The sequence below is a fragment of the Priestia sp. VA7 genome (assembly GCF_055710015.1).
Genome location: NZ_JBVQPN010000004.1, coordinates 717,110 through 739,681, shown reverse-complemented (window position 1 = coordinate 739,681; position 22,572 = coordinate 717,110). Strand labels below are relative to the sequence as shown.

The following is a 22,572-nucleotide window of genomic DNA, read 5'->3' as shown; positions in this document are numbered from 1 at the left end:
GTAAGCTCTATAGAAAGATCTTGTCCAGATATTTTTCGACTTACGTATGAGAATAAAAAAGCGCTAACTACAAGCATTGATTTAAGTTTCCTTTTGCCACTTTTCAAAAACAATAAATAAAAGGCAGCAGCTCATAAGTTGAGCTGCTGCCTTTTATTTATAGAAACACAGGAAAAACCTTTTAACGATACCAAATCGTTTTATCTTGATACGGAATACGTTTTGATGAAGCTTCTTTGTTAGGATGACCGACGTAAATTAAGCCTAAGAGCTTATCTCCGTCTTCTAGAGATAAAAAGTCATTCAGTTCTGACTGATAGACAATTTCACCGGTTCTCCAAATTGTAGCCAAACCTTGTTCTTCCGCTACTAATAGCATATTTTGTATACTTGCCGCTACGGCAGAGATTTCTTCAATTTCAGGCACTTTACCAGAAGGACTTACTGCTACAGCAATAATGACAGGAGCGCGAAGCGGTCCTTTTTTTGCTTTTGTTGTTTTTTTCAACGCTTCTTCTTCACTTAGGTGAGCAATTTTTTGCTTCATAATACGTTCCATTTCGTCTCCTAAACGAATGCGTGAATCCCCTGTAAACACGCGGAACTTCCAAGGCTCTGTCTTTTTATGGTTAGGAGCCCAAGTGCCGGCTTCTAACATAAGGTTAATAGCATCTTCTGATACGTCTTTGTCTTGCATGGCCCCAATCGTCCTTCTGGCTTTAATAATATCTAATACGCTCATGCTTTCTGTCTCCTTTTCTACATTCAATTTATTAGTATAGGTATGTATATATCTTATATATAGAATAATTGAAAATCATTCTCACTGTCAATTGTTTTGCCCTCATTCGGGTCGTGATAAATATGCCAATTTTTTAAGCACGCTTGTTTTTTTAGCAGTTTTTCTTTTAATTATTTGGCAGTTCCGGTAAATAAAAAACGATTTGAACATAGAGTCCAAATCGTTTTTTCATCTTATACCCAGCCGCGGAAACGCGAAGCTTCAGCTGATTTTTTGATTCCTGCCATGTAAGCAGCAAGTCTCATATCTACGTCATTTTCTTGAGAGATTTGATAGACCGTTTCAAATGAATCCACCATTACTTTGCGTAATTTGTAAGCTACTTCCTCTTCAGACCAGTAGTAGCCTTGATTATTTTGCACCCATTCGAAGTATGAAACCGTTACGCCTCCAGCACTCGCTAAAATATCTGGCACTAAAAGCACGCCTTTTTCATCTAAAATGCGCGTAGCTTCAAGCGTAGTCGGTCCGTTCGCTGCTTCTACTACAATAGAAGCTTTAATGCGATGAGCGTTGCGAACCGTAATTTGATTCGAAATGGCTGCGGGCACTAAAATATCACATTCTTTTTCTAATAGTTCTTCGTTTGTCATCACATTGGTAAATAAATTCGTTACGGTACCAAAACTGTCGCGTCGATCAAGCAGGTAATCAATATCAAGACCAAGCGGATCATAAAGAGCTCCGTATGCATCTGAAATGCCAATTACTTTTGCTCCTGCATCATGCATGAACTTAGCGAGAAAACTGCCGGCATTTCCGAAGCCTTGAATAATAATTCGCGCTTCTTGCAAGTTAAGGTTTTTCTTCTTAACAGCTTCTTCTATACAAATGGTTACTCCTTTAGCCGTTGCAGTTTCGCGTCCTTGAGATCCTCCGAGTACGATAGGTTTTCCGGTAATAAAACCAGGAGAATCGAACTCGCGCAGTCGGCTATATTCATCCATCATCCACGCCATAATTTGAGAGTTTGTATAGACATCCGGTGCAGGAATATCTTTAGTAGGCCCAACTATTTGACTGATGGCTCTTACATAGCCGCGGCTGAGTCGTTCTAGTTCACCAAAAGACATGTTTCTTGGGTCACATACAATTCCGCCTTTACCACCGCCGTATGGAAGATCGACAATTCCGCATTTTAAGCTCATCCAAATGGATAATGCCTTCACTTCCTCTTCATTTACTTCAGGATGAAAACGTACTCCTCCTTTAGTAGGCCCGACAGCATCATTATGTTGAGAGCGGTAGCCGGTGAATACTTTTACCGATCCGTTATCCATTTTAACCGGAATGCGAACCGTCATCATGCGCAGCGGTTCTTTCAATAAATGGTATACTTCTTCACCATAGCCTAGCTTTTGAAGCGCTTCTTGAATAACTGTTTGAGTAGATAAAAATAAATTAAGTGATTCCTGTTCTTGCTGCTGTTCTTTTTTTAATTCACTAGCTGTTTTTGTAATGGACATTCTGTTCACCCCATATTAATCATTGAATTTTCTCAACGATTTAACATGCAATTCCTATGCCAACTTATGGTGCTTTACAACACTCTTATATTATAAATAATCCGCATTAGCAAGCCTTATATTCCCTGCATAGGCTGATATTAGTATATACTTAAAGAAATAAGACAAACTATTTATACTGCAAAGGAGGAAAGTGCTATGTTACATGAAAGAAAAGAACAAGAGCGAAACAATCACTGTATAGAATGCTGTTCCATCTGCGGAGAAAGGCTAACATCTTTTCAAGAAAAAGAAATATTCACATGCGACAGCTGCTTTGAACAAAAAGTCAACGATGTGCTTTCTGAGCTGTAATCATATGCTCTATTTTTTAGAAACAGGTGTCACTTAGAAACAGGTGTCACAATGTTAAAGTTTGGATCGATAGAATCCTGACAAGACAAAAAGAAATCCCATTTTGATTTATTTCCTTGAACAAATATGACCGAGCTATAAGAGTGATCATTTGTAGTTGTGAGTCGATATAAGGTATCTTGCCACATCGTTACCGTCACCTCAGCTTTCTTTCGCGTATCTCCGAGATACCTAAAGATTCCATGCTTAAGTTCTGTGAGAGCTACTTCATTACGATCTGGTATGACAAACAATAGACGATAGTTACATCCACCTGCCTTTAATCCATCTACACGAATGCTAAATAGTTCTAAGATATTTTTTAAAGGAAGTGTATCCCATACTTCTTTTGTGATAATGTTGGCAGGCAGCGGTATATTACCTAAACGAAGTTCTTTGGCTCCTGTTAAATATTCATTTCGCCAAGGGCCAGATTCCGCTATATACCCTAATTGTTCAAGCGCGTCTGCACATAAAAGTTTTGCCTTCACATGGTGAGGATCAGCGTAAATAACTTGTTTGGTCACTTCAGCTACCCATTGATAGTCGCCTTGTTGAAAACAACGCTGCGCTTTTTTGACAATGTTGTCCGCTCCCCCCATATACTCTACGTACTTCTTAGCTGACTCTTCAGGAAACAGTTTATTTAAATCGACAGGATTGCTGTTATACCAGCCCATATAGCGCTGATAAACCGCTTTTGCGTTGTGGTTAACAGTTCCATAAAAACCGTTGGTATACCACTCGTGAGATAAGATTTCTGGGAGCTTCATCATTCGGCCGACGTGATCAATGGTATATCCTTGATTCATGAGCCTTAATGTTTGATCATGAATATATTGATAAACATCTCGTTGATTTTCGATATATGTGATGGACGACTCGTTTCCGAACCTTGGCCAATTATGTACCCCAAATACAGTTGTTAGTTCTTGGCCAAATAAATCGATTGCTTGCTGCAGGTATCTTGCCCATGCCGCTGCGTCTCTTACTTTTGCTCCTCTGAGCGTATAGAGGTTGTGCTGAGTGGCCGTACAGTTTTCTGCAATACACAGAGACTTTTCACTAGGAATATAGATGTTCATTTCAGCAGGCGCTTCCGTTCCTGGCGTAAGCTGAAACTGAAATGAGACGCCGTCAATTTTCTTACTTACATAAGAATGATGTTCGGAAGGACGGATTTCTTCTATGCCTTTAATAAGCGTGATTGTTCCAAATGAAATTTCTTTTCCGATACCGTTGTCAATTAAGCCTTTTTCATCGCGTCGCAGTTGAATACCGTACATATATTGACTTCTTCGTGTCATTGCTGTTGCCGCCGTGACGTTTTCATCGATAACCGCATCCATAAACCCAGCAGGAGCATAAACTTTACTAGTTTTATTTTGTGTTGAGTCAGGTAATACTCCTAAAACTCCACCGTAATGGTCTATATGTGAATGTGAGAAGATAATGGCTCTAACAGGACGCTTCTCGCAGTGCTGGTTTACTAGTTTAAGTGCTTCTTCTGCTGTTTCTCTTGACGTCAAGCAATCAATAACAATCCATCCCGTTTTCCCTTTAACAAATGTAATATTAGCCATATCAAAGCCTCTTACTTGAAAGATATTTTCAGTTACTTGATATAAGCCGGCTTGTACATTTAATTTTCCTTGTTCCCACAGTTTAGGGTGGACAGTAGCAGGTGTAGATTGTTCAAATAAAAAAGCGTACTTTCTTAAATTCCATACAGGATACAGCTGATTTTTTTTGAAAATCAGAGGAAAAGGTACGCGTACAAGAGCTTGGTAATCGGCAAGATTTTTTTCTAATTTCACTTGTTCCCAGTCTATGTTTTTATAAGTATCAGCATTAGTCGCTGCCGTCTTTTGAGTAGCATCTTTTCGGTGAATCGTTAACTCCTGTTCATAATCAAACAGCATAACCCCCTCCTTTTTATTACTTTATGCGGAAAAATAAGACGAAGTACAAAAAAGGGAGGGAAAATAGAGTTAACAAAAAAGAAGATGCGCTTAGAACGCATCTTCTTTTTTATACTTAATTTTATGTTTGAATAGTGGAGTATTCTGTCTTAATTAGACAGCCTAGCACTTAGTATAACGATTGTTTACCAATGTGCCTTTTGTAATCAAAACAAATCTTCCTTCTAAGGTGCTCAATACGTTTCTTGAAGTCGCTGTAAAACAATGCATGTGTACAGTCTCTCCTTTCTTGTATTGGCCTTACATAGAGTGTGTACCCTCGAAAAAATAATTGAAACCTAATTCGGAGATTTTTTTCAAAAAATAATAAATCCATTATGGTTAGGCTCTTTTGTCTCTATTTTTTCACCCAGTTGTCATTATCATCTTTTTTGTACTTCGTTTTCACCGCGTTCCAAGCGACTTTGTGAGCGGTAGCTTCTTCTTTGTATTCATCACTTGCTGAATTGAATGCTTCTTTATAAATTTCCTGAGCATGATGAGGAAGATTATCTCTTACTCCATCCGGCAGTTCTTTTAATGAATTGTAAGGCATGATCGTATTCCTCCTTGAAAACATCTTTTACTACTGATTTACCTGTTTTCAAATAACATAAACATTTAATAAATATAGTCCTTATACAAGTCGGACTGAGTGACCTTTTTATAAGCGAGTCCGTGTTTTTTAGCAAGGGATTTTACTTCATCTACACAGCTTTGAGCGCTTCTTGGTGATACGTAAATTTCATTGATAAGCTGATGTAAATTACATGTCAGGAGGTTACCATGCTCATGAGAAAACTCATACGATCTTTTTTCAAGGATATCCATTCGTTTTTGCCATTGATTTGCGGAAATACCTTGAATTTCGAATAGCTTTTGCAGCTTCCAAGCGTGTATACGGCTTGCTACAATAACAAGCCTCAATTCATTTTCATGCTGATAGGATTTGCGCTTGTAAAATAACGTGTCATATACAGAGTGACTGACCATTTCTTTTTGGAAGTCTATGTACTGCACTTTGCCAGAGAAGATTTTATAGCGTAAATCTTTAATACTGCACAATAAATTTTCATAGGTGGTTTTAATAGCTATGCCATCATTCCCCTTTAAATATAAATCCCACATTCCAGCGGCTTCGTAATCATTGATATGCCAGGATGAAACAGCAGAAAATTCATGGATTTTTCTTATATAGGTTCTAGAGGTACGGTTATGACGTTCGCCTTTTTTTCTTAACTCTTCTATGTTCCACATTGAAGAGCATCCTTCAAGGGGGTCCGAAAATGCATCAGGTTTTGCGAAAAAAAGCGCATTGGTTTCCAGTAAATCTTGAAAATCAGACATCGGCATAAATCGCCACACCGTCGGATTATTGTGCACCTTATAGCGTTCATCATAATCGTCATAGCTAGATTCGAATCTTTTGGCATATTCGTAAGCTTTATCTCTATAAGCTAAATCCATCGGTTTTCCTCCTCTGAATGCATATTCATACTTGAATTATAGCACTTAATTGTTGAAATTTTCAAAATTATCCACCTGTATTAAGAGAGTTCTTTTATCAGAAAAGAAGACACGCCTCAACATCTGCAGCGTGTCTTCTTATTTAATGAAATGAATGTTTTGCTTAACACTTTCACTTTCTGGCTGATTTAATTCCAATAAATAAATTTTATCCGCTCGAAAATCAGTATTCTTCATTTCTTTTTTTAAGGTACGAATAAAGGCAGCTGAACTTTTTCCGTAGGCTTCAAAATAATGAAACGTGTGTACAACAAATAGAATGGATGCTCCACTGTAATCTTTTTTGCTCTTTTTTTGGATGTTTTCTAGCACTTTTTCTATATACTCTTCTACAGAACCTTCCGTCTGGATACGGGGTAGAGCAAAATTTCCTGAATTCACCCTCTGTGCATCTTCAAATTCCAGTTTCCCATCTTTGTAAGAAGTAATTTCAATTCGTTTTTCAGTACCATCCGGTTGAAGAATTAATCCGTCGTATCCTTGACTTCCAATAATAAGCTTCAATTTTGAATTCCTCGGACAATAGGAAGATTGGCTGAAGCAATAAAGCGGATAAAACTCTTCAAAAAACTTTTTGAAACGCCCTTTTTTAAGTCGGGCTAATTTTATATATTCTCTGTTTTGATGAATCATTTTCTGCGTATGTTCAAAATACTGCTTCATTTCTTCTTGCGTCCTGTACACATCAAGATCTTTAAATAATTCATCCATCTTTTTCACCTTCAATCCCACCAACTAAAAAAGTCTTCTTACTTAGTAGATACATATTCATAAATGTGTGTGACAATTTTCTTTTTTTAAAGATATACCTTTTTTAAAACAAAACGTGCACACTTTTCATTTTTTTGCATATCCTGTTATTCGTGCGTTCAATCATGAGCGTACATTTCAGCCTTTAGTTGTAAAAGATGAACCGCAAAGTTACAGCTGATGGCGGATGATATGCTTCTGATTATTTCATAAACTATAACAAACAGGAAACTTAACAATAATTGAGGTGTTGAAAATGTTTGATAATGATTACGTAGTTAAAACCATTCACGATTTATATGTAAAACATACAGAAAGCAAATTAAAAGTCTTTTTAACTTATTTTTGTCATAAAAGATAACATGTATTTATAGACGGGAATATATAGTCAGTTGTTACTTGGAGTTTTTTATAGGAAGAAGAGTTTGATACAAATAAAAAGGAATAGTGGATTACCCACTATTCCTTTTTATTATACTTGCAATTCCCGAATAAGTTCAGCAATAATTTTAATGCTTCTATCGATATCTGGTAAAGAAGCATAGGCGTAAGAAAGCCGAAGATAACTGCCGGTTTCTTGTGCATAGATACTTCCGGAATTAAGCAATATTCCTCTTTTTAAAGCACGAGAGTATAAAGATTTCATTGAAATAGAAGGTTGAATATGCACCCATATAAAAAAGCCTCCTTCAGGATTCGTCCATGTCGCTACATCTCCTGCATATGTTTCTAAAGCATTCAGCATAACTTTTCTTCTTGTTCGCAATTCGGTTCGTACCGTTTCCATATGCTGTTGATATAAGCCATTTTTAAACCATTCTGCTGCCACTCTTTGAGACAATGAGCTGGATCCATAATCTGTTTGCATTTTAATATCCGCCAAACGCTCAATGACTGGTTCTGGACCGACTATCCATCCGATACGTAATCCCGGGCTTAATGTTTTAGAAAGACTGCTAACATATAACACGTGTCCATTTTTATCTAAGGCCTTTAATGGCAACGGAGGCTGTTTATTTAGCCATAATTCGCGGTATAAATCATCTTCAATAATAGGAAGCTGATGTTCCTCACATTCTTTCAACAAATCATAACGCCTTTTTTGAGACATTAATGTTCCCGTTGGGTTATGGAAACATGGATTTGTATATAAAATAGCTTGCCCTTCTTGAGGGTCGGCGCGTTTTATAGCTGTTACTTTTATTCCTTCCTCATCCATAGAAAGACCTTTGAGTTTCATTCCGGCCGATTGAAATACATGTAAGGAGTATAGATAAGAAGGTTTTTCTAGCAAAACTGAAGAGTTCTTTTGCAGCAGTCCAATTGAAATAAGCTGAAGAGCTTGAAGAGCGCCGGAAACAATTAAAATAGAATTTGGAGAAGATTCAATCCCCATTGTTTTCATATATGCACTTAACTCTTTTCGTAAAGGAAAATACCCCTTTGGTTCTTCGTATCCTAGAACCTCTATATTTTCTGCTACTTTTTCTACGGCGTATTTCATTTTATCTTTAGGGAATATGTCTGGTGAAAGCTCTCCTTTGCTTAATTGAATAAGATTTGAGTTAAATTCGGATTCATTAATATCTTGTACCATTGCTTGACTCGGACGATGCATACCTGATTTCACATGAACATTCCAATCGGGCGGAGTCGTAGCCAAAAGTGTCCATGTATTATTTATAACGGTTGTTCCCTTTCCCATCTTACCTTCAATTAAACCGTCCGCTGTTAATTCCTCTAATGCCGTGATGACCGTACTTCGGTTAACATCGAACATAGCAGCAAGCTTTCGCTGACTAGGAATTTTACTTCCAATCGGCCATTCTCCACGCGCAATTTTCTCTTTCATAAAATCAATGATTTGCTTGTATTTTGGATAACTCGAACTGTTCTCTTGATTCATACACTTACTCCTGTTTTTAAAGTGGTTGGGTTATTTGCTTTTAAACTGGTTGAAGACATTTTATCAAATGTTTATTAACATGGGAACCACAATAGATACTGGTTGGATTCAAAATGAAAAATGGAGATGAATAGCATGAAATTAACGTTTAGTTTGGTGTTCTTACATGTACTGATGATTAGCTTATGGGCTTCAGCATTTCCAGTTATTCAAATAGGGCTGGAATCGTTTTCTCCTCAGCACCTTGCTTTTGTTCGGTTAAGTATTGCTTCTTTAGGGCTGTTAGTTATTGCAATAGCCACACGCATGCGCTTGCCTGATATAAAAGATATTCCACTTCTTTTAGCACTTGGTTTTTTAGGTTTTACCGTATATCACACGGCATTAAACATTGGGGAAAAAACGGTGAGTGCGGGTATTGCAAGTTTACTGGTCTCGACTACTCCTATTTTTTCTTCGCTTTTAGCTATTTTTCTTTTTCAGGAGGAGTTCGGAAAAAGAAAATGGATTGGATCTGCAGTAAGCTTTGCAGGTATTGCACTTTTAACCTTCAGCAAAGAGAACTTTGTACACTCAGTTAATGGAATCTTACTGATTCTGCTAGCTGCCCTTGCAGAAAGCATTTATATAGTATGTCAAAAAAATTTATTAAAAAAGTATGGTTTCCTTTCTTTTGTGACGTACAGTATTTGGGGGGCTACAATTTCTATGCTTGTTTTTTTACCTGGATTAGAAACAGAACTTGCACATATCTCTGTCAGATCAGCGATAAGCGTGACATATTTAGGATTATTTCCAACCGTTATTCCCTATATGGTACTCGCTTATCTGACATCGCGTATAGGTTCTGCTGAGGCTGCCATTTCTCTTTACTTAACTCCTGCGCTGTCCTTTTTCTTAGCGTGGCTGCTTTTAAAAGATATCCCGAGTGCAACTTCCATTGTTGGAAGCATCATTACCTTATGCGGCGTGTTGCTTACACATAGTAAAAGAAAAGGAGTGGTAAAAGAGACAAAGTTCACAATGCAAAGATAGTGTGTACGCTTTAAGGAATTCTCTTAGAGGCTATGTTTTTTATTTATATATTTTATTTAGAACATACTTTAATTTCTTCTTTTTGCAATTAAATTAATAAAAAAGCGCCTTTCTTTAAATCTTAAACCAAGATTAAAGAAAGGCGCTTTTTATGTAGTTTCTAATTCTGCTTTTATTTTTCCAGCCACTGCGTGAGTCAGCTGCTGAAGATCGTAAATTTCTTCTCCTGAAAGTACTACATGTCCGTTTAAAACGTGGTTATGTTTATATGCTCGATACGTCACTTCGATACTTTTTATCGCACGCTCTACTTCATCATTCACCATAATGTTTTCATAGTGATAGGATAGTGTTTCAATTCGAATCTGCGTATTTTTCATATTCATTCACCCTCCATGAGCCGTTGACTAAAAATATGACTGTTAGAGGTGAACTATACATAGAAACTTTTTTGTTACCACCTACTTTGTTATTTAGAACATATTTTAATTACTTAATTGATCTCTGCTATTCTTTTTTTACAAAATACCAAAATAAACCCCCGCTCTTCGGAGCGGGAGTTTATTGCTTGTAGTACCAGCCTTTTTTATCTAAAAACTGTTTAACTTTTACCAAATCCAGTCCAGCTGCTGTGAGTTCAGCTGACGGATTACCTATTGCATGTACGTGTAATTCACTGTCAATTCCTTCATTTTTTAAGAAAGCACGAAACTCTGTTTCCATGTCTTTACTTAATCCGCCTGTTTTAATTGTAATTGGGATAGGTTCTACGTCTTTCATTTGCACAAATCCGCCTGGAACAGCCCATGCTGCATTCGTATAGCCATATACGCTAAATACCGTGCCTTTTTTTATAGTTCTAAAATTCTCTGTTATATTCGCATATTTGTAGACTCCAATATCCTTCTTCGCTTTTACTTGAAAAGAATATTTATCTCCGAGTGAAGTAACCTTTGGTAACGATTCTTCTATAGGATTACTTACACCTTTAAGGAGTTCCATCATTTTAGCTAATGTTTTCTCATCAGCTTTTCCGGTTGACGTTAATCCATACTTTTCCTGAAGAGCTTTAACAGCTGTAACAGTTTCGCTGCCGTATTGACCATCGGTTCCTTGCTGGGAAAGTTCAAATCCTAATCTAATTAAGTTTTGCTGCAGTTCTTTTACAGCTAGTCCGCTATCACCTTGCTGCAATTGTGCTGATGGCTTATTATTTTCCACCACCGTCACGCCTGTATTAATACTATTAAAGAAATCCAGATCCATTTCATTGATATCAACATTGCCTTTAATCCCGTTTACTTTTCCTTGATCTGTATATTGAAACATAGACCATCTATCCCAAATCGCCGTATCACCTGGGTTAGCAAATCCCTTAGAACGGTTACTTCCACTGTAACGAGCTATCCATAGCGGATATCTTGCCACAGCGCTTGTAAAATTGGATTTAATAAAACTATACCCCGTGTAAAGAATAGGCGTAATGCTTGTTTTCCTTTCAATATACTCCATCCATCTAACTGCAAAGGCTGTGACCTGCGCTTTTGTTTTCCCTTTATTTTCTTCCAAATCTAAGCAATGAGGCAAATCAACCTTCATGCTGCCTAATTTATTTAAAAAGAAATTAACTTCTGCAATGGGATCATTATCAGCATGAGCAAAGTGATAAAAGCCTACACGTAGACCTGCATTTTTTGCACCTATATAATTATCATATGATTTTTTATCTAAGAAGGTTGTACCTTCTGTTAATTTAATATACGCGCCTTTTACACCATCCGACGCCACTTTTGCCCAATCAATTGTTCCGTTGTGATGAGAAACATCAATGACCTTAATATTTTGATTATTACGGTTTTGCATTGCTATCACTCCTTCATACAAACTATGAATAAAAAAGGAAATGGCAACTGATACAGGCCTATTAAATAGATATTAGGCTTTATAAAAAAACTACAATAAGAAGGGATTTTGGTAGCCTTCCCTTATTATAAGAAATGAATTTGTGCAATTTTATAAAGTGAGGAAAGCTATATTCGTTTATACTAATAATATGAAGATATACTGAATAAAAAGTGGAGGAATATGATGTCTTTAATAAAAGAAGCACGTAGATATGCAGAACACGCTCATAGCGGCCAAATGCGCAAGCTGTCTGATACACCTTATATTGTTCATCCTATTAACGTAGGTAATATTTTAGAAAAAGCAGGTTTTAGTGAAGAAGTAATTGCAGCAGCTTATCTGCATGATGCTGTAGAAGATACAAATGTAACACTCGAAGAAATTGTACAAAGATTTGGTTTAGAGGTAGCGGGGATTGTTGAAGCTCATACAGAAAACAAATCAAAAAGCTGGGAAGAACGTAAACAGCATACAATTCAAATTGTGAAAACTGGTTCTCTTGAAGTGAAATCTTTAATTGTAGCAGATAAATTAGACAATTTACGGTCTTTAAAAGAAAGCTACGATCAACAAGGAGATACGATTTGGAATAGCTTTAAAAGAGGATTCGAAAAGCAGAAATGGTACTACGAATCCATCAGCAAATACGCTGCACAAGGATTGGAACCAAGCCAAATTCCAAGTTTTTTTTATACGTATAAACAAGAAGTAAATGATTTTTTTAAAAGTTAATATTCATATGAAGAAGTTAGAAAACACTGAAAATAACTATTGCGAACGCGCGGCATACGTATTAAAATATAGTAGAGTCAACACGCAATAAAGGCTCTACATAATCGGGACTGTAGTTCAGTGGGAGAATACTTGTCTGGCAGACAAGGGGTCGTGGGTTCGAATCCCATCAGTTCCATAAAACCAGTCGTATCAAGAGTTTAAAACACTTTAAAACTCTGCAGGATGGAATGGTTGCAATACTATTTCATCTGACCTCTTCATGATTTCCATGAAGAGGTTTTTTATTTTCTTTTTACGATTGATCCTCATGATTTTTATGATTATTCTTTTCACTGCTCCTGCTGACAATTTCTCTAAGTTCACCCTCGTCGCCTTTTGCATTGATGATTTCAAAAAGCTGATTCAGCCCTTCACTTGTTTCATCATTTGGTTCTTTGCCCATTCTATCCCCTCCTTTTGCTTCTAGGATGCCCATTTTTTTCACATTGTTTCATGTAAAAAGCAATTCATCAATATTAATCGGCCGTAAAAGTATACCTTTACGACCCTTGTGCAATTACTGGTTATACGGATATACTCAATCAATTCTTTAAATTCCGCAGCATTTTATAGGGTTTCTAATACTCATCTATAATGAAATGATCATCACAAACTTCGTTAAAATCGTTCTCTTCGTGGAGATCTACTTCTTTATCTTTAGATATCTCGGTTTCTTGTGTAAATAGTTTAACAAGCTTTTTTAACATTGTTCCACCTCATATCTTTCATTAATACATTCAGTATGATTAATTTATATGAAGCCAGTATGAATTGAAACTTAAGATAATGTGAATGTAGACATTAACGTGAGATGTTAAGCATGCTTATCCCCTGGACAAAAAAGTTATTTCATTCTACAAAGAAGTGATTAGTATATCAGCTGTATGTGGCATTCGTTCTATAACAGTCGTCTTTGTTATTCGTTATTCGTTATTCGTTTTGCTATTGTACTAGGTAGCTTAGTTTTATGTATTATCGCTTTAATCCCTTAGTTATCAACATCCTTAAATACTATTCAAATGGCTTGTGTAGTTGGAATTATCCTTTTGCTTGCTTTGTTTTTCTTGGGTGATATCCACAATCAAACAAAAAAACGCAAGCTATAAAAAAAGAACTTTGTATGCTGCTGCAAAGTTCTTTTCATAAACACTTACTGTTTGTTAAGAACTGTATGAAATATGAAATAGCTCATACACTTCTTATACAATCGTTAAGACCGATGCTTTTTTAATACTTCTACTATCACTTCTTAAAGTAGTAATCACCTATTCTTTTGTAGTCATAGAATGAAGAATCCTTACCTTTTTTTCACAATATTCAACAATTTCATAACAGGCTGTGAGAATATCATGTCTAGACAGTTCTATTTCATCAAATACAAATTTTGAAAGCTGCTTCTGCAGAACCTCCAGCTTTTTGCTGTCTTCTTCATCGATCCATAGCCCTTCCGTAATACACACATCTGCTAGTTCGTTAATAGATTGAGCCGTCCAGTTTAAGCCAGCTGAAGAAACAGTTTTTGTAAGTAAATCGTTTTTTATAGCTAGAATAACTTGACACACATGGGTATAGGCATCAACTTTCTTTTGGATAAATGCTTTGCGAAGCTCTTGTTTGTATTGCTCTTTCGACATCACTATAGCTACGACAGACGTAATGAATGTTCCTGCCAGCGCGATGAGCGACCCTATCAAAATTCCTATCAGTTCTCCTGTCAAAACGTTCACCTCTTTAAAGGTATTTCTATATGCTATGAGAATGAAGGAATTGATATGAGGTAAACACCATGTAAAAACAGCCCTAACTTTTCTAAGTTAGGGCTGTAACACTAAAATATGACGGGAACCAAATTAGATAATACGACTTGTAATAATTCCTTCAATTTGACCGATTTTTTCTTCTAGCTCAGGCACAATCTCGTCACTTACTTGATTGTCAATATCGATCATTGTATACGCATATTCACCGCGGCTTCTGTTCACCATATCTGCGATGTTTAAATTGTAGTTTGAGAATACTTGCGTAAGTTGTCCTACCATATTCGGCACGTTGTGATGGAAAGCAGCTACGCGTTTTTTCCCAGTGTAAGGAAGAGATGCATTCGGGAAGTTCACTGAGTTTTTAACGTTTCCTGTTTCTAAGAAATTTTTCACTTGACGTGCTGCCATTACCGCACAGTTTTCTTCTGATTCTTGAGTTGATGCCCCTAAATGGGGAATTGGCACAACATTTTTCATGTTCAAGACATTTTGATTTGGGAAATCTGTAATGTATCGGCCAACTTTTCCACTTTCAAGAGCAGCTTTCATATCTTCTTCGTTTACAAGCTCACCGCGTGAGAAGTTCAAGATATGAACATCCGGTTTCATGATGCTGAACGTTTCTTTATTGAAAACCCCTTTTGTATCGTCCGTTAGTGGAACGTGAACCGTAATATAGTCAGATGCTGCAAATAGTTCTTCTAGAGACATTGCACGCTGTACGTTGCGAGACAAATTCCAAGCTGTATTAACAGAAATGAATGGATCAAAACCAATTACGTCCATATCTAAATCAAGCGCATCGTTTGCTACAAGAGCACCAATTGCACCTAAACCAATAACACCTAACGTTTTACCTTTGATTTCTTTTCCAACAAACTGTTTTTTACCTGCTTCAACTAATTTAGGAATTTGATCACCTTGGCCATCTAATCCTTTTGTCCATTCAACTCCAGCAAATAAGTTACGAGAAGAAGCCATAATTGTAGTTAAAACCATTTCTTTTACTGCGTTTGCATTAGCTCCTGGCGTATTAAATACAACGATACCTTGCTCCGTGCAAGCGTCCACCGGTATATTATTAACCCCTGCTCCAGCTCGTGCAATAGCTTTTAAATTTTGGTCAAATGCCATGCTGTGCATGTTAAAGCTACGCACGACAATCGCATCTGGATTTTCGCTGTCGTTGTCAATTTGATAACCTTCTTGATTAAAAACATTTAGACCTTTTTGTGCAATGTTGTTTAAAGTTTTGATTGTTTGTACTTTTTCTAATGTTAATGTGCTCATTTTGTACTCTCCTCTGATTATCATCGTAGTTTTACATGTTTTTACCTTTGGATAAAGGAACTTCATTTTTAATTTTTTTAAAAGTCTGTTTTTTTAGCCTACATGTCTGATAACTTCTATATCCTCTCCCCCTAAACAGAAAGAGGTAAGAGATATGTATTAATCCCTTACCTCTGCCCAGGCGAACGGCTACGTCACTATATGCTTCCTCACGGTTATCCGCGTTTCGCCAGTCACATATAGTCTTTGAAATTAAGTATATTCTAGCAAACTCTTTCAGAACGTTCAACCTTTTTTTAAAAGTTTGCTTTTTTCAGTCTAATTTTTAATCTCTTTGGTGAATCTCCTAATGTATTGACAAATACCCTAATACATGTTAAATAAGAAGAGTGATTAGCACTCTATCCACTCAAGTGCTAATTGTTTTATAAGCCCTATTTGGAAAGGAGAATTTCTTATGTCAAAAAAAGAATTCAAAGCTGAATCAAAGCGATTATTAGAGATGATGATTAATTCCATTTATTCTCAAAAAGAAGTATTTTTGAGAGAACTTTTATCAAATTCAAGTGATGCAATCGATAAAATTTATTACAAAGCCTTAACAGACGACTCCTTGCATTTTAACAAAGAAAGCTACTACATAAAAGTAACACCAGATAAAGCTGACCGTACCTTAACCATTACGGATACTGGAATTGGCATGACGCAAGAAGAGCTTGAAAGCAGCTTGGGCACAATTGCGAGAAGCGGCTCTCTTGCGTTTAAAAACGAAAATGAAACAAAGGACGGGCACACGATTATCGGCCAATTCGGCGTTGGGTTTTACGCAGCGTTTATGGTAGCAGATGTCGTAACGGTGATTAGTAAAGCTTTAGGCAGCGATAAAGCCTATAAATGGGAATCTACTGGTGCTGATGGTTATACAATCGAGCGGTGCGAAAAAGAAACGGTTGGAACTCAAATCATTTTAAAAATTAAAGAAAATACAGAAGATGAAACATATGATGAGTATCTAGAAGAATATCGTTTAAAAGAGATCATTAAAAAGTATTCAGACTTTATCCGCTACCCGATTAAAATGGACATAACGGAAAAACGTCCTAAAGAAGGTTCTGATAACGAGCTAGAAGATTATACAGAAGAACAAGTTATCAACAGTATGGTACCGATCTGGAAGAAAAATAAAAATGAATTGACTTCAGAAGACTATGAGCAGTTTTATTCAGAAAAACGCTATGGATTTGATAAACCGCTCACTCACCTTCATATTAACGTGGATGGAACGATTCGCTACAATGCTATTTTATTTATTCCAGAAAATAGTCCGTTTGATTACTACTCAAAAGAATTTGAAAAAGGACTTGAACTCTACTCAAACGGCGTCTTAATTATGAATAAATGTGCAGATCTTCTTCCGGATTACTTTAGCTTTGTAAAAGGTATGGTAGATTCTGAAGATTTATCTCTTAATATTTCACGTGAAATTTTGCAGCAAGACCGCCAGCTTCAGCTGATTGCCAAAAACATCGGCAAGAAAATCAAAAATGAATTAAAAAGCTTGCTTAAAAACGAACGTGAAAAGTACGAGAAGTTTTATGAATCATTTGGCCGCCAGCTGAAGTACGGCGTTTACAGTGATTTTGGCAGCAACAAAGACGTGTTAAAAGACCTGCTTTTATTCTATTCTTCTACAGAGAAAAAGCTCGTAACACTAGATGAGTATGTATCGCGCATGCCTGAGGATCAAAAGTATATCTATTATGCATCAGGTGAATCGTACGACCGAATTGAAAAGCTTCCTCAAGCAGAATTGGTTGCAGATAAAGGGTACGAAATTCTGTATTTCACAGAAGATATCGATGAATTTGCGATTAAAATGTTAATGACGTATGAAGAAAAAGAATTTAAATCTGTTTCAAGCAGTGACTTAGGGATTGAATCAGAAGAAGAACAGCTCAATGAGTCTGAGGAAAAAGAGAATAAAGAGCTATTTGACTATATGAAGAAAGCTTTGGCGGGAAAAGTAGGAGATGTCCGCGCGTCTAAACGTTTAAAAACACATCCCGTGTGCTTATCAGCTGATGGTGAAGTAACGATTGAAATGGAGAAAATTTTAAGTGCTATGCCTGACAATCAGCATGTAAAAGCAGAAAAAGTGCTAGAAATTAACGTAAATCACGATGTGTTCGCTTCTTTAAAAGAAGCACTTGAAAATGATAAAGCGAAATTAGACCTTTATACAAATCTATTATATAACCAGGCTCTTTTAATTGAAGGCTTATCTATTAGCGATCCCGTTGAATTCACAAATGATATTTGTAAAATCATGATATAAAAATCAGGCGCAGAATCACTCTGCGCCTGATTATATGTATAACATAATAAAATTAGTTATATAGTAAGAAGCGATAAAAATGGGTACCGGCAGTTCTTCTATTACTCTTATTGAGTGTTTGCCTTCTTTAAAATGAAAAAGGTCTGATTTAAACTCTGCGACTTTTTCTCTTTTTTGATTAAAAATACACGCTTCCTCTATGGCTTCATGACTGCTTAACATGTAGACGTTATTTAACCATCTAATTTCTTGTTCCCCTTCGTTTTTAACTATTCCTTTACCTAATAGATACCCCACTGTTTTTCCATTTTCTTTTATCACCCACCGGTGTTTTTCCACGTGATCAATAAGCACCGTTCTTCCTTCCCATTGAACTTGTAAATGTACCTTTAAGCCGCAGGAGAAGATAGGAAACCAAGAAATAGAGTCTAAAACTGGAAGTCCATCACGAGTTAAAAAATCAATACTTTTAGTCCACCTATTTTTATGCGCTCTCTTAAGCTGTCCGACGTTTTCTCCATTTTCATTCGTAACTGCTACGGCCTTCCCCGCTGATTTAAAATAGGGAAGATAAAAAATATATTCTTGCATATAGGCCTCCAAAGATCCTGCACTTCATATTAATAGCGTGTATGTACATATACATAGTTATGTTTCTATCTTTCATATATTTCATTTGTTTCTTTTGATTTCTCCCTTTGTTTAAATTGGTTTTGATTTTCTTTTAAATGCTTTAGTAAAGCAACAATCAAGAAACTAATAATCACAAGAAGAAGCCAAGAGCTAATTTTACTTATATGAACCATTGTCCACTGCTGCTGTTGATCTGGATACTGCCATGCCCCGAAAAATGTTGCGATATTTTCAGCGATCCAAATGAAAAAGCCAATCAGTACAAAAGACAATACTAAAGGCATGCGATACGTACGTTTGTTAACCGTAAAATATACAAAAGTTCGATAAAAAATAAGTAAAGTAAAAAGTTTTAAAAACCAGCGGAAGTCGTAAATAAAATGATGCGTGAAAAAATTAAGGTAAATAGCCATACTTAGTATACCGACAACCCACGTAGAAGGCCAATTCGTAAGCTTTAATTCAAGCCTTCTCCACACTTGGCACATGTAGCTGGCTACACTAGCATACATAAATCCGCTGTACAGCGGAACTCCCCAGACTTTAGTGAAAGCTTTCTCTGGATAGCTCCATGAGCCCATATGAACTTTGTAGAGTTCTAACGCTAGCCCAATTAAATGAAATACTGCGATGACTTTTACTTCATCAAGCGTTTCTCGTTTAAACATCACCATTAAAACTTGAGTTCCTAGACAGACTAATAAAATAAGGTCATATCTAGAAATAAATGGTACTTCAATTGTTTTTGTCATAGCCAATGTAAGAAAAATGATAACAGGAAAAACACAAGATTTTGCTTGTTCTAAACCAAAATAGATTAATTGCTTCATTGTAACATCCTATCTTTATAGTATTCCTTAGTATTTTCACAGAAATGATTCCCTGAAAATTATTGCAGATTTTTCAAATTTATTCAATAAGCATCTCCGCTGTTTTGGTAACGAAACTATCATACCCAGCGGAGGTTCGTTTCCTCCGTTAACTTTTCAAAAAATCGGTTACTCTCTGTACATAGCGCTCTTTATCGTAAGATAAGTACAGATAACTGGTTAACTGTACAGGCTCCCCAAAGAAAAAACGTTCATACAGTGTTTCCCTTGTACCAAACGGACTCATAGTTAAATCCCACGCTAGTCGAAAAAGCTTAATACGATCTTCTGCCCCTCTCGATTTAGCTTGCAAATAACGCGTAATATCTTCTTTAACCAATGAGCGGCACGTATTTTCTGTTGGTATTGCCATTAGTCCGCTCGCACCTAAAATCTGGATAATCTCTGTAAAGGTAGGATAGGTTTTTGAAAATATATTTGCGGCAATACGAAGTGTAGTTTCATTCGGACGCATGTATCCCCATGGATCAATCTCCGCTTCTTCTTCTGCTTTCATCACGAGAGCTTTCATCGTTTCTAACGCAATAATAAGCTCTGTTGCTTTTTCTCGTACATGCGGATAGTCTATAATGTTAATGGTTTCAATCAGAGATTGTACAATCCCTAATACAAACTCTGTTTTGACAATTCTCCTTGAAGTTACTTGATGCAGAGCAAAAGCTGAGAAGGAACTAGAAGCAAGGAATGTATTTGATACGTCTACATTTTCATAGAAAAACACGCGGTTCCACGGTACTAATACATGGTCAAAGACAACAATTGTATCCATTTCTTCAAATCTAGAACTTAATGGATAATCAAACGCCGAATCTTTTCCTGCAAATGATTCTCTACAAATAAATTTAATTCCTTTTGTATTACTTGGAATCGAAAAAGCAAATCCTTTTTCTTTTCCTTGAATGCCCGCAGAAGACAGTACGAGCAGCTCATCCGTCATTCCACCCTGTGTAGCAAGCAGTTTCGCGCCTTGAATAACGATTCCCTCATTGTTTTTATCAATTATTTTTGCTGCTATCGGTTCGTCGTTTTGCTCGTAATAAAATTGGATTCGATTGACTTGAGGATCGATGAATGTATGAGTGAGCGATAAATCGTGCTCTCTCACATATTCATAATAAGAAATGATGTTTTCAGGAAAGCAGTTTTCTGTTCCTCTCAGGAGTTCTGCAGAGGATGCAAAAGCCATCAATACGGTATTCATATAATCCGGACTTCTTCCCATCATACCATGGGTTAATTGCGCCCATTGCTGAGTCATCTCTCGTCGTTTTTTTAACTCTTCTTTTGTTGTAGGCTGTAAATAAGATGTACCAAAAAAATCCTCGGAATCCGGAGATTGGTATGTCATGATATCTTTAATTTTTTTATCATGCTGAAAATCATAAAGTTTAGCTTGACTGTTAATGGCTCCTTTAAAAGCCGGATGTTCTGATATATTGCCTGTTACGAGCTTGCCATCAACCCATACATTTGCTTTTAATTGATTAATTCTCTCTACGTATTGCTTCCCATTAATTGCTGACATACTCCCACTCCCAGACTTTCGATAAATATTTTTACCTATTGCATTTTTATCATATTACGATGTCTTTTCCATGTTTCCTTCATACATCACAGCTTTGAGCACAAAAAAAGAAGGTCACAGTAACCTTCTTTTTTATAATTTATTTATATTGAATATCATTTCTTAGGGATTCAACTTTATTTAATGCTTGGTCAATATCCGGCTCTTCAACATTAAAGTGAGCAAGTGCATCGTGAAGATGCTTAGCAATTGCATTAAAATGTTCGGGTTGAATATTCATATTTGCATGTGCTTTGGCCATCGACTTTCCTGAATATTGATTCGGTCCACCTAAGGCAAAGCTTATAAACTTGGCTTGATGTCGACGCTGTTTATCCATATCCGTATGCTCGAAAAAGTGACTGACCGTTTCATCTTTTAACACGAGCTCAGAATAAAAATAATCAACTACTTTTTCAATAGCTTCTTGTCCGCCCACTTTTTCATACAATGTTTGTTCCAAAACAATTCCTCCTTTTGTACCTTTACCCATTATTACCCAATAGAAGTGTTCATATTCTTTAAAAGGCTTCTTTATGGAAATTCGTTGTCCCCATATTTTATTCCTCTTCCACATAAAGAATAAAATGTAAAGAAATGAACACAATGTAAAGGAATTGTAGAAGCTGTATGTAACATCTCTCGTTACTGGGCTTTAGGAATCTTTACATTTTGATAAGCGCTTATCTAGTACACGTAAGTATAAGCCGGCACGCCTTTTACTCCTACTCGGCATGAAAAAATAGAGCCGGCAGCTTCTTCGTATTTTTCTTCTTCCTTAGCTGTGGTGATAAATAAGGTTTGTAAATCGTCTCCTCCAAATGTACAGCAGGTTACATTGGAAACAGGAAGATGAATAGATTCTATAAGTTCTCCTTTATCTGGATCTACACAAATGACTTTCGAACCTCCCCAAAGTGCTACCCATAATCGATCGTGTTCATCAATTGTCATTCCATCAGGAAACCCGTCCATATCTGAAAGGTCAATCACCACTTTTTCATCTTCGAGCCTTGTTGTTTCTTTAGAAAACGAATAAGACATAATTTTATTTTTCGGTGAATCAACCAGAAAGAATTTGTCTCCTGTTCGATTCCATGCTAGCCCGTTTGACACGCTTAATCCTTCTTTAGCGCTCTTAATGACACCTTTTTCATCTACTACGTACAGCTGGGCTTTTCCTTCTTCATCTTCTTCACTCATCGTTCCAATCCAAAAGCGATTATATGGATCACATTTTCCATCATTAAAACGCATGGTTTTTTCAAGAGTATCTAAGCGGATATACTCTTCATGATTCTTGTTGTTTTTATCAACTAAAAGCAGCTGATTACGGGTGGAGACAATCAAATTTGAATGATTGGTTTTAGAAACGCTTGTAACGACTGAAGGAAGAGCAATACCTTCTAAGGTTGTCGTTTTTGGATCGTACGTAAGAAGCTTTTTATCTAAGATGTCTACTAGCACTAATTTTTGATTTTCTTCATCCCATAGGGGTCCTTCAAGCAAACGGCCATCGTACTTTTTTTCAATTTTCGCTTCCATTTTCAAGCTCCTTTTTCGTTTTTATGTACAAGCTTT

21 protein-coding genes, 1 tRNA gene and 1 riboswitch are annotated in these 22,572 nt (G+C 36.5%); of the genes, 5 read left to right on the top strand and 17 right to left on the bottom strand.

What is annotated here, in order from left to right; translation table 11 throughout:
- Positions 1–181 precede the first annotated feature (181 nt).
- On the bottom strand, positions 182–742 hold the full coding sequence (locus AC0C45_RS21580; protein WP_047932451.1) for a nitroreductase family protein: 561 nt from the start codon (positions 740–742) through the stop codon (positions 182–184).
- 233 nt (positions 743–975) lie between these two features.
- On the bottom strand, positions 976–2,268 hold the full coding sequence (locus tag AC0C45_RS21575; protein WP_013083249.1) for a Glu/Leu/Phe/Val family dehydrogenase: 1,293 nt from the start codon (positions 2,266–2,268) through the stop codon (positions 976–978).
- A 198-nt stretch (positions 2,269–2,466) separates the two neighbouring features.
- Between AC0C45_RS21575 and AC0C45_RS21570 the strand changes: the two genes are divergently transcribed.
- Entirely contained in the window at positions 2,467–2,622 is a 156-nt protein-coding gene (locus AC0C45_RS21570; protein ID WP_013083248.1) for a hypothetical protein, read from the top strand.
- Positions 2,623–2,651: 29 nt separating this feature from the next.
- Here AC0C45_RS21570 and AC0C45_RS21565 read toward each other — a convergent pair whose 3' ends face one another.
- The 5 genes from AC0C45_RS21565 to pdxR form a co-directional block, all read right to left on the bottom strand.
- Entirely contained in the window at positions 2,652–4,583 is a 1,932-nt protein-coding gene (locus AC0C45_RS21565) for an alkyl/aryl-sulfatase (RefSeq protein WP_257063277.1), read from the bottom strand.
- 397 nt (positions 4,584–4,980) lie between these two features.
- Positions 4,981–5,178 (bottom strand): ChaB family protein, encoded by a 198-nt coding sequence (locus tag AC0C45_RS21560; RefSeq protein ID WP_013083246.1) that lies wholly within the window; start codon positions 5,176–5,178, stop codon positions 4,981–4,983.
- Positions 5,179–5,243: 65 nt separating this feature from the next.
- Entirely contained in the window at positions 5,244–6,089 is an 846-nt protein-coding gene (locus AC0C45_RS21555) for a hypothetical protein (protein WP_016764198.1), read from the bottom strand.
- Between the two features lie 138 nt (positions 6,090–6,227).
- A complete protein-coding gene (locus AC0C45_RS21550; RefSeq protein ID WP_074897392.1) occupies positions 6,228–6,860 on the bottom strand; it encodes a hypothetical protein in 633 nt (210 codons plus the stop codon).
- Positions 6,861–7,371: 511 nt separating this feature from the next.
- Positions 7,372–8,805 carry a MocR-like pyridoxine biosynthesis transcription factor PdxR gene (gene pdxR / locus AC0C45_RS21545; RefSeq protein WP_280169105.1) on the bottom strand — a complete coding sequence of 478 codons (1,434 nt, stop codon included), beginning with the start codon at positions 8,803–8,805 and terminating at the stop codon, positions 7,372–7,374.
- A 135-nt stretch (positions 8,806–8,940) separates the two neighbouring features.
- Between pdxR and AC0C45_RS21540 the strand changes: the two genes are divergently transcribed.
- On the top strand, positions 8,941–9,840 hold the full coding sequence (locus AC0C45_RS21540) for a DMT family transporter (RefSeq protein ID WP_237894064.1): 900 nt from the start codon (positions 8,941–8,943) through the stop codon (positions 9,838–9,840).
- A 149-nt stretch (positions 9,841–9,989) separates the two neighbouring features.
- Here the strand turns inward: AC0C45_RS21540 and AC0C45_RS21535 are convergent, their stop codons facing one another.
- Positions 9,990–10,220: a hypothetical protein gene (locus AC0C45_RS21535; RefSeq protein WP_228307756.1), complete on the bottom strand. Its 231-nt coding sequence runs from the start codon at positions 10,218–10,220 to the stop codon at positions 9,990–9,992.
- Positions 10,221–10,401: 181 nt separating this feature from the next.
- A complete protein-coding gene (locus AC0C45_RS21530; protein WP_047932457.1) occupies positions 10,402–11,703 on the bottom strand; it encodes a GH25 family lysozyme in 1,302 nt (433 codons plus the stop codon).
- Between the two features lie 225 nt (positions 11,704–11,928).
- Here AC0C45_RS21530 and AC0C45_RS21525 point away from each other — a divergent pair, with 225 nt between their 5' ends.
- Complete coding sequence (locus AC0C45_RS21525; RefSeq protein WP_013083238.1) at positions 11,929–12,477, top strand: HD domain-containing protein; 549 nt, start codon at positions 11,929–11,931, stop codon at positions 12,475–12,477.
- A gap of 106 nt (positions 12,478–12,583) precedes the next feature.
- A tRNA-Ala gene (locus AC0C45_RS21520) sits at positions 12,584–12,655 on the top strand.
- 117 nt (positions 12,656–12,772) lie between these two features.
- Here the strand turns inward: AC0C45_RS21520 and AC0C45_RS21515 are convergent.
- The 3 genes from AC0C45_RS21515 to AC0C45_RS21505 form a co-directional block, all read right to left on the bottom strand.
- Positions 12,773–12,922, bottom strand: a complete 150-nt coding sequence (locus AC0C45_RS21515) for a hypothetical protein (RefSeq protein ID WP_013057122.1) — start codon at positions 12,920–12,922, stop codon at positions 12,773–12,775.
- Between the two features lie 862 nt (positions 12,923–13,784).
- The gene (locus AC0C45_RS21510) at positions 13,785–14,246 is read right to left on the bottom strand and encodes a hypothetical protein (RefSeq protein WP_234943181.1); all 462 of its coding nucleotides are present in this window, start codon (positions 14,244–14,246) and stop codon (positions 13,785–13,787) included.
- Positions 14,247–14,369: 123 nt separating this feature from the next.
- Positions 14,370–15,569, bottom strand: coding sequence for a phosphoglycerate dehydrogenase (locus tag AC0C45_RS21505; RefSeq protein ID WP_013057119.1), 1,200 nt, complete (start codon positions 15,567–15,569; stop codon positions 14,370–14,372).
- Positions 15,570–15,737: 168 nt separating this feature from the next.
- Positions 15,738–15,816, bottom strand: a riboswitch (ZMP/ZTP riboswitch).
- Positions 15,817–16,026: 210 nt separating this feature from the next.
- Between AC0C45_RS21505 and htpG the strand changes: the two genes are divergently transcribed.
- Positions 16,027–17,904 (top strand): molecular chaperone HtpG, encoded by a 1,878-nt coding sequence (gene htpG / locus AC0C45_RS21500; RefSeq protein ID WP_047932458.1) that lies wholly within the window; start codon positions 16,027–16,029, stop codon positions 17,902–17,904.
- A 30-nt stretch (positions 17,905–17,934) separates the two neighbouring features.
- Here the strand turns inward: htpG and AC0C45_RS21495 are convergent, their stop codons facing one another.
- From AC0C45_RS21495 to AC0C45_RS21475, 5 genes are all read right to left on the bottom strand, one after another.
- On the bottom strand, positions 17,935–18,495 hold the full coding sequence (locus AC0C45_RS21495; RefSeq protein WP_047932460.1) for a tubby C-terminal domain-like protein: 561 nt from the start codon (positions 18,493–18,495) through the stop codon (positions 17,935–17,937).
- A gap of 65 nt (positions 18,496–18,560) precedes the next feature.
- Positions 18,561–19,367, bottom strand: coding sequence for a DUF817 domain-containing protein (locus AC0C45_RS21490; protein ID WP_047932461.1), 807 nt, complete (start codon positions 19,365–19,367; stop codon positions 18,561–18,563).
- Positions 19,368–19,515: 148 nt separating this feature from the next.
- Positions 19,516–20,952: a 4-hydroxyphenylacetate 3-monooxygenase, oxygenase component gene (hpaB, locus tag AC0C45_RS21485; protein WP_047932463.1), complete on the bottom strand. Its 1,437-nt coding sequence runs from the start codon at positions 20,950–20,952 to the stop codon at positions 19,516–19,518.
- Between the two features lie 139 nt (positions 20,953–21,091).
- Positions 21,092–21,454 carry a group I truncated hemoglobin gene (locus AC0C45_RS21480; RefSeq protein WP_013083221.1) on the bottom strand — a complete coding sequence of 121 codons (363 nt, stop codon included), beginning with the start codon at positions 21,452–21,454 and terminating at the stop codon, positions 21,092–21,094.
- A gap of 224 nt (positions 21,455–21,678) precedes the next feature.
- Positions 21,679–22,536 carry an SMP-30/gluconolactonase/LRE family protein gene (locus tag AC0C45_RS21475; protein ID WP_472928758.1) on the bottom strand — a complete coding sequence of 286 codons (858 nt, stop codon included), beginning with the start codon at positions 22,534–22,536 and terminating at the stop codon, positions 21,679–21,681.
- Between the last annotated feature and the right edge of the window lie 36 nt (positions 22,537–22,572).

What these genes read in the sequence shown, in the direction of transcription:
- AC0C45_RS21535 (WP_228307756.1), bottom strand. Translation starts at nt 10,220, where the DNA reads ATGAAAAATACGCAGATTCGAATTGAAACACTATCCTATCACTATGAA.
- AC0C45_RS21570 (WP_013083248.1), top strand. Translation starts at nt 2,467, where the DNA reads ATGTTACATGAAAGAAAAGAACAAGAGCGAAACAATCACTGTATAGAA.
- AC0C45_RS21575 (WP_013083249.1), bottom strand. Translation starts at nt 2,268, where the DNA reads ATGTCCATTACAAAAACAGCTAGTGAATTAAAAAAAGAACAGCAGCAA.
- AC0C45_RS21490 (WP_047932461.1), bottom strand. Translation starts at nt 19,367, where the DNA reads ATGAAGCAATTAATCTATTTTGGTTTAGAACAAGCAAAATCTTGTGTT.
- AC0C45_RS21515 (WP_013057122.1), bottom strand. Translation starts at nt 12,922, where the DNA reads ATGGGCAAAGAACCAAATGATGAAACAAGTGAAGGGCTGAATCAGCTT.
- AC0C45_RS21495 (WP_047932460.1), bottom strand. Translation starts at nt 18,495, where the DNA reads ATGCAAGAATATATTTTTTATCTTCCCTATTTTAAATCAGCGGGGAAG.
- AC0C45_RS21550 (WP_074897392.1), bottom strand. Translation starts at nt 6,860, where the DNA reads ATGGATGAATTATTTAAAGATCTTGATGTGTACAGGACGCAAGAAGAA.
- hpaB (WP_047932463.1), bottom strand. Translation starts at nt 20,952, where the DNA reads ATGTCAGCAATTAATGGGAAGCAATACGTAGAGAGAATTAATCAATTA.
- pdxR (WP_280169105.1), bottom strand. Translation starts at nt 8,805, where the DNA reads ATGAATCAAGAGAACAGTTCGAGTTATCCAAAATACAAGCAAATCATT.
- AC0C45_RS21475 (WP_472928758.1), bottom strand. Translation starts at nt 22,536, where the DNA reads ATGGAAGCGAAAATTGAAAAAAAGTACGATGGCCGTTTGCTTGAAGGA.
- AC0C45_RS21505 (WP_013057119.1), bottom strand. Translation starts at nt 15,569, where the DNA reads ATGAGCACATTAACATTAGAAAAAGTACAAACAATCAAAACTTTAAAC.
- AC0C45_RS21530 (WP_047932457.1), bottom strand. Translation starts at nt 11,703, where the DNA reads ATGCAAAACCGTAATAATCAAAATATTAAGGTCATTGATGTTTCTCAT.
- AC0C45_RS21555 (WP_016764198.1), bottom strand. Translation starts at nt 6,089, where the DNA reads ATGGATTTAGCTTATAGAGATAAAGCTTACGAATATGCCAAAAGATTC.
- AC0C45_RS21525 (WP_013083238.1), top strand. Translation starts at nt 11,929, where the DNA reads ATGTCTTTAATAAAAGAAGCACGTAGATATGCAGAACACGCTCATAGC.
- AC0C45_RS21580 (WP_047932451.1), bottom strand. Translation starts at nt 742, where the DNA reads ATGAGCGTATTAGATATTATTAAAGCCAGAAGGACGATTGGGGCCATG.
- AC0C45_RS21540 (WP_237894064.1), top strand. Translation starts at nt 8,941, where the DNA reads ATGAAATTAACGTTTAGTTTGGTGTTCTTACATGTACTGATGATTAGC.
- AC0C45_RS21565 (WP_257063277.1), bottom strand. Translation starts at nt 4,583, where the DNA reads ATGCTGTTTGATTATGAACAGGAGTTAACGATTCACCGAAAAGATGCT.
- AC0C45_RS21560 (WP_013083246.1), bottom strand. Translation starts at nt 5,178, where the DNA reads ATGCCTTACAATTCATTAAAAGAACTGCCGGATGGAGTAAGAGATAAT.
- htpG (WP_047932458.1), top strand. Translation starts at nt 16,027, where the DNA reads ATGTCAAAAAAAGAATTCAAAGCTGAATCAAAGCGATTATTAGAGATG.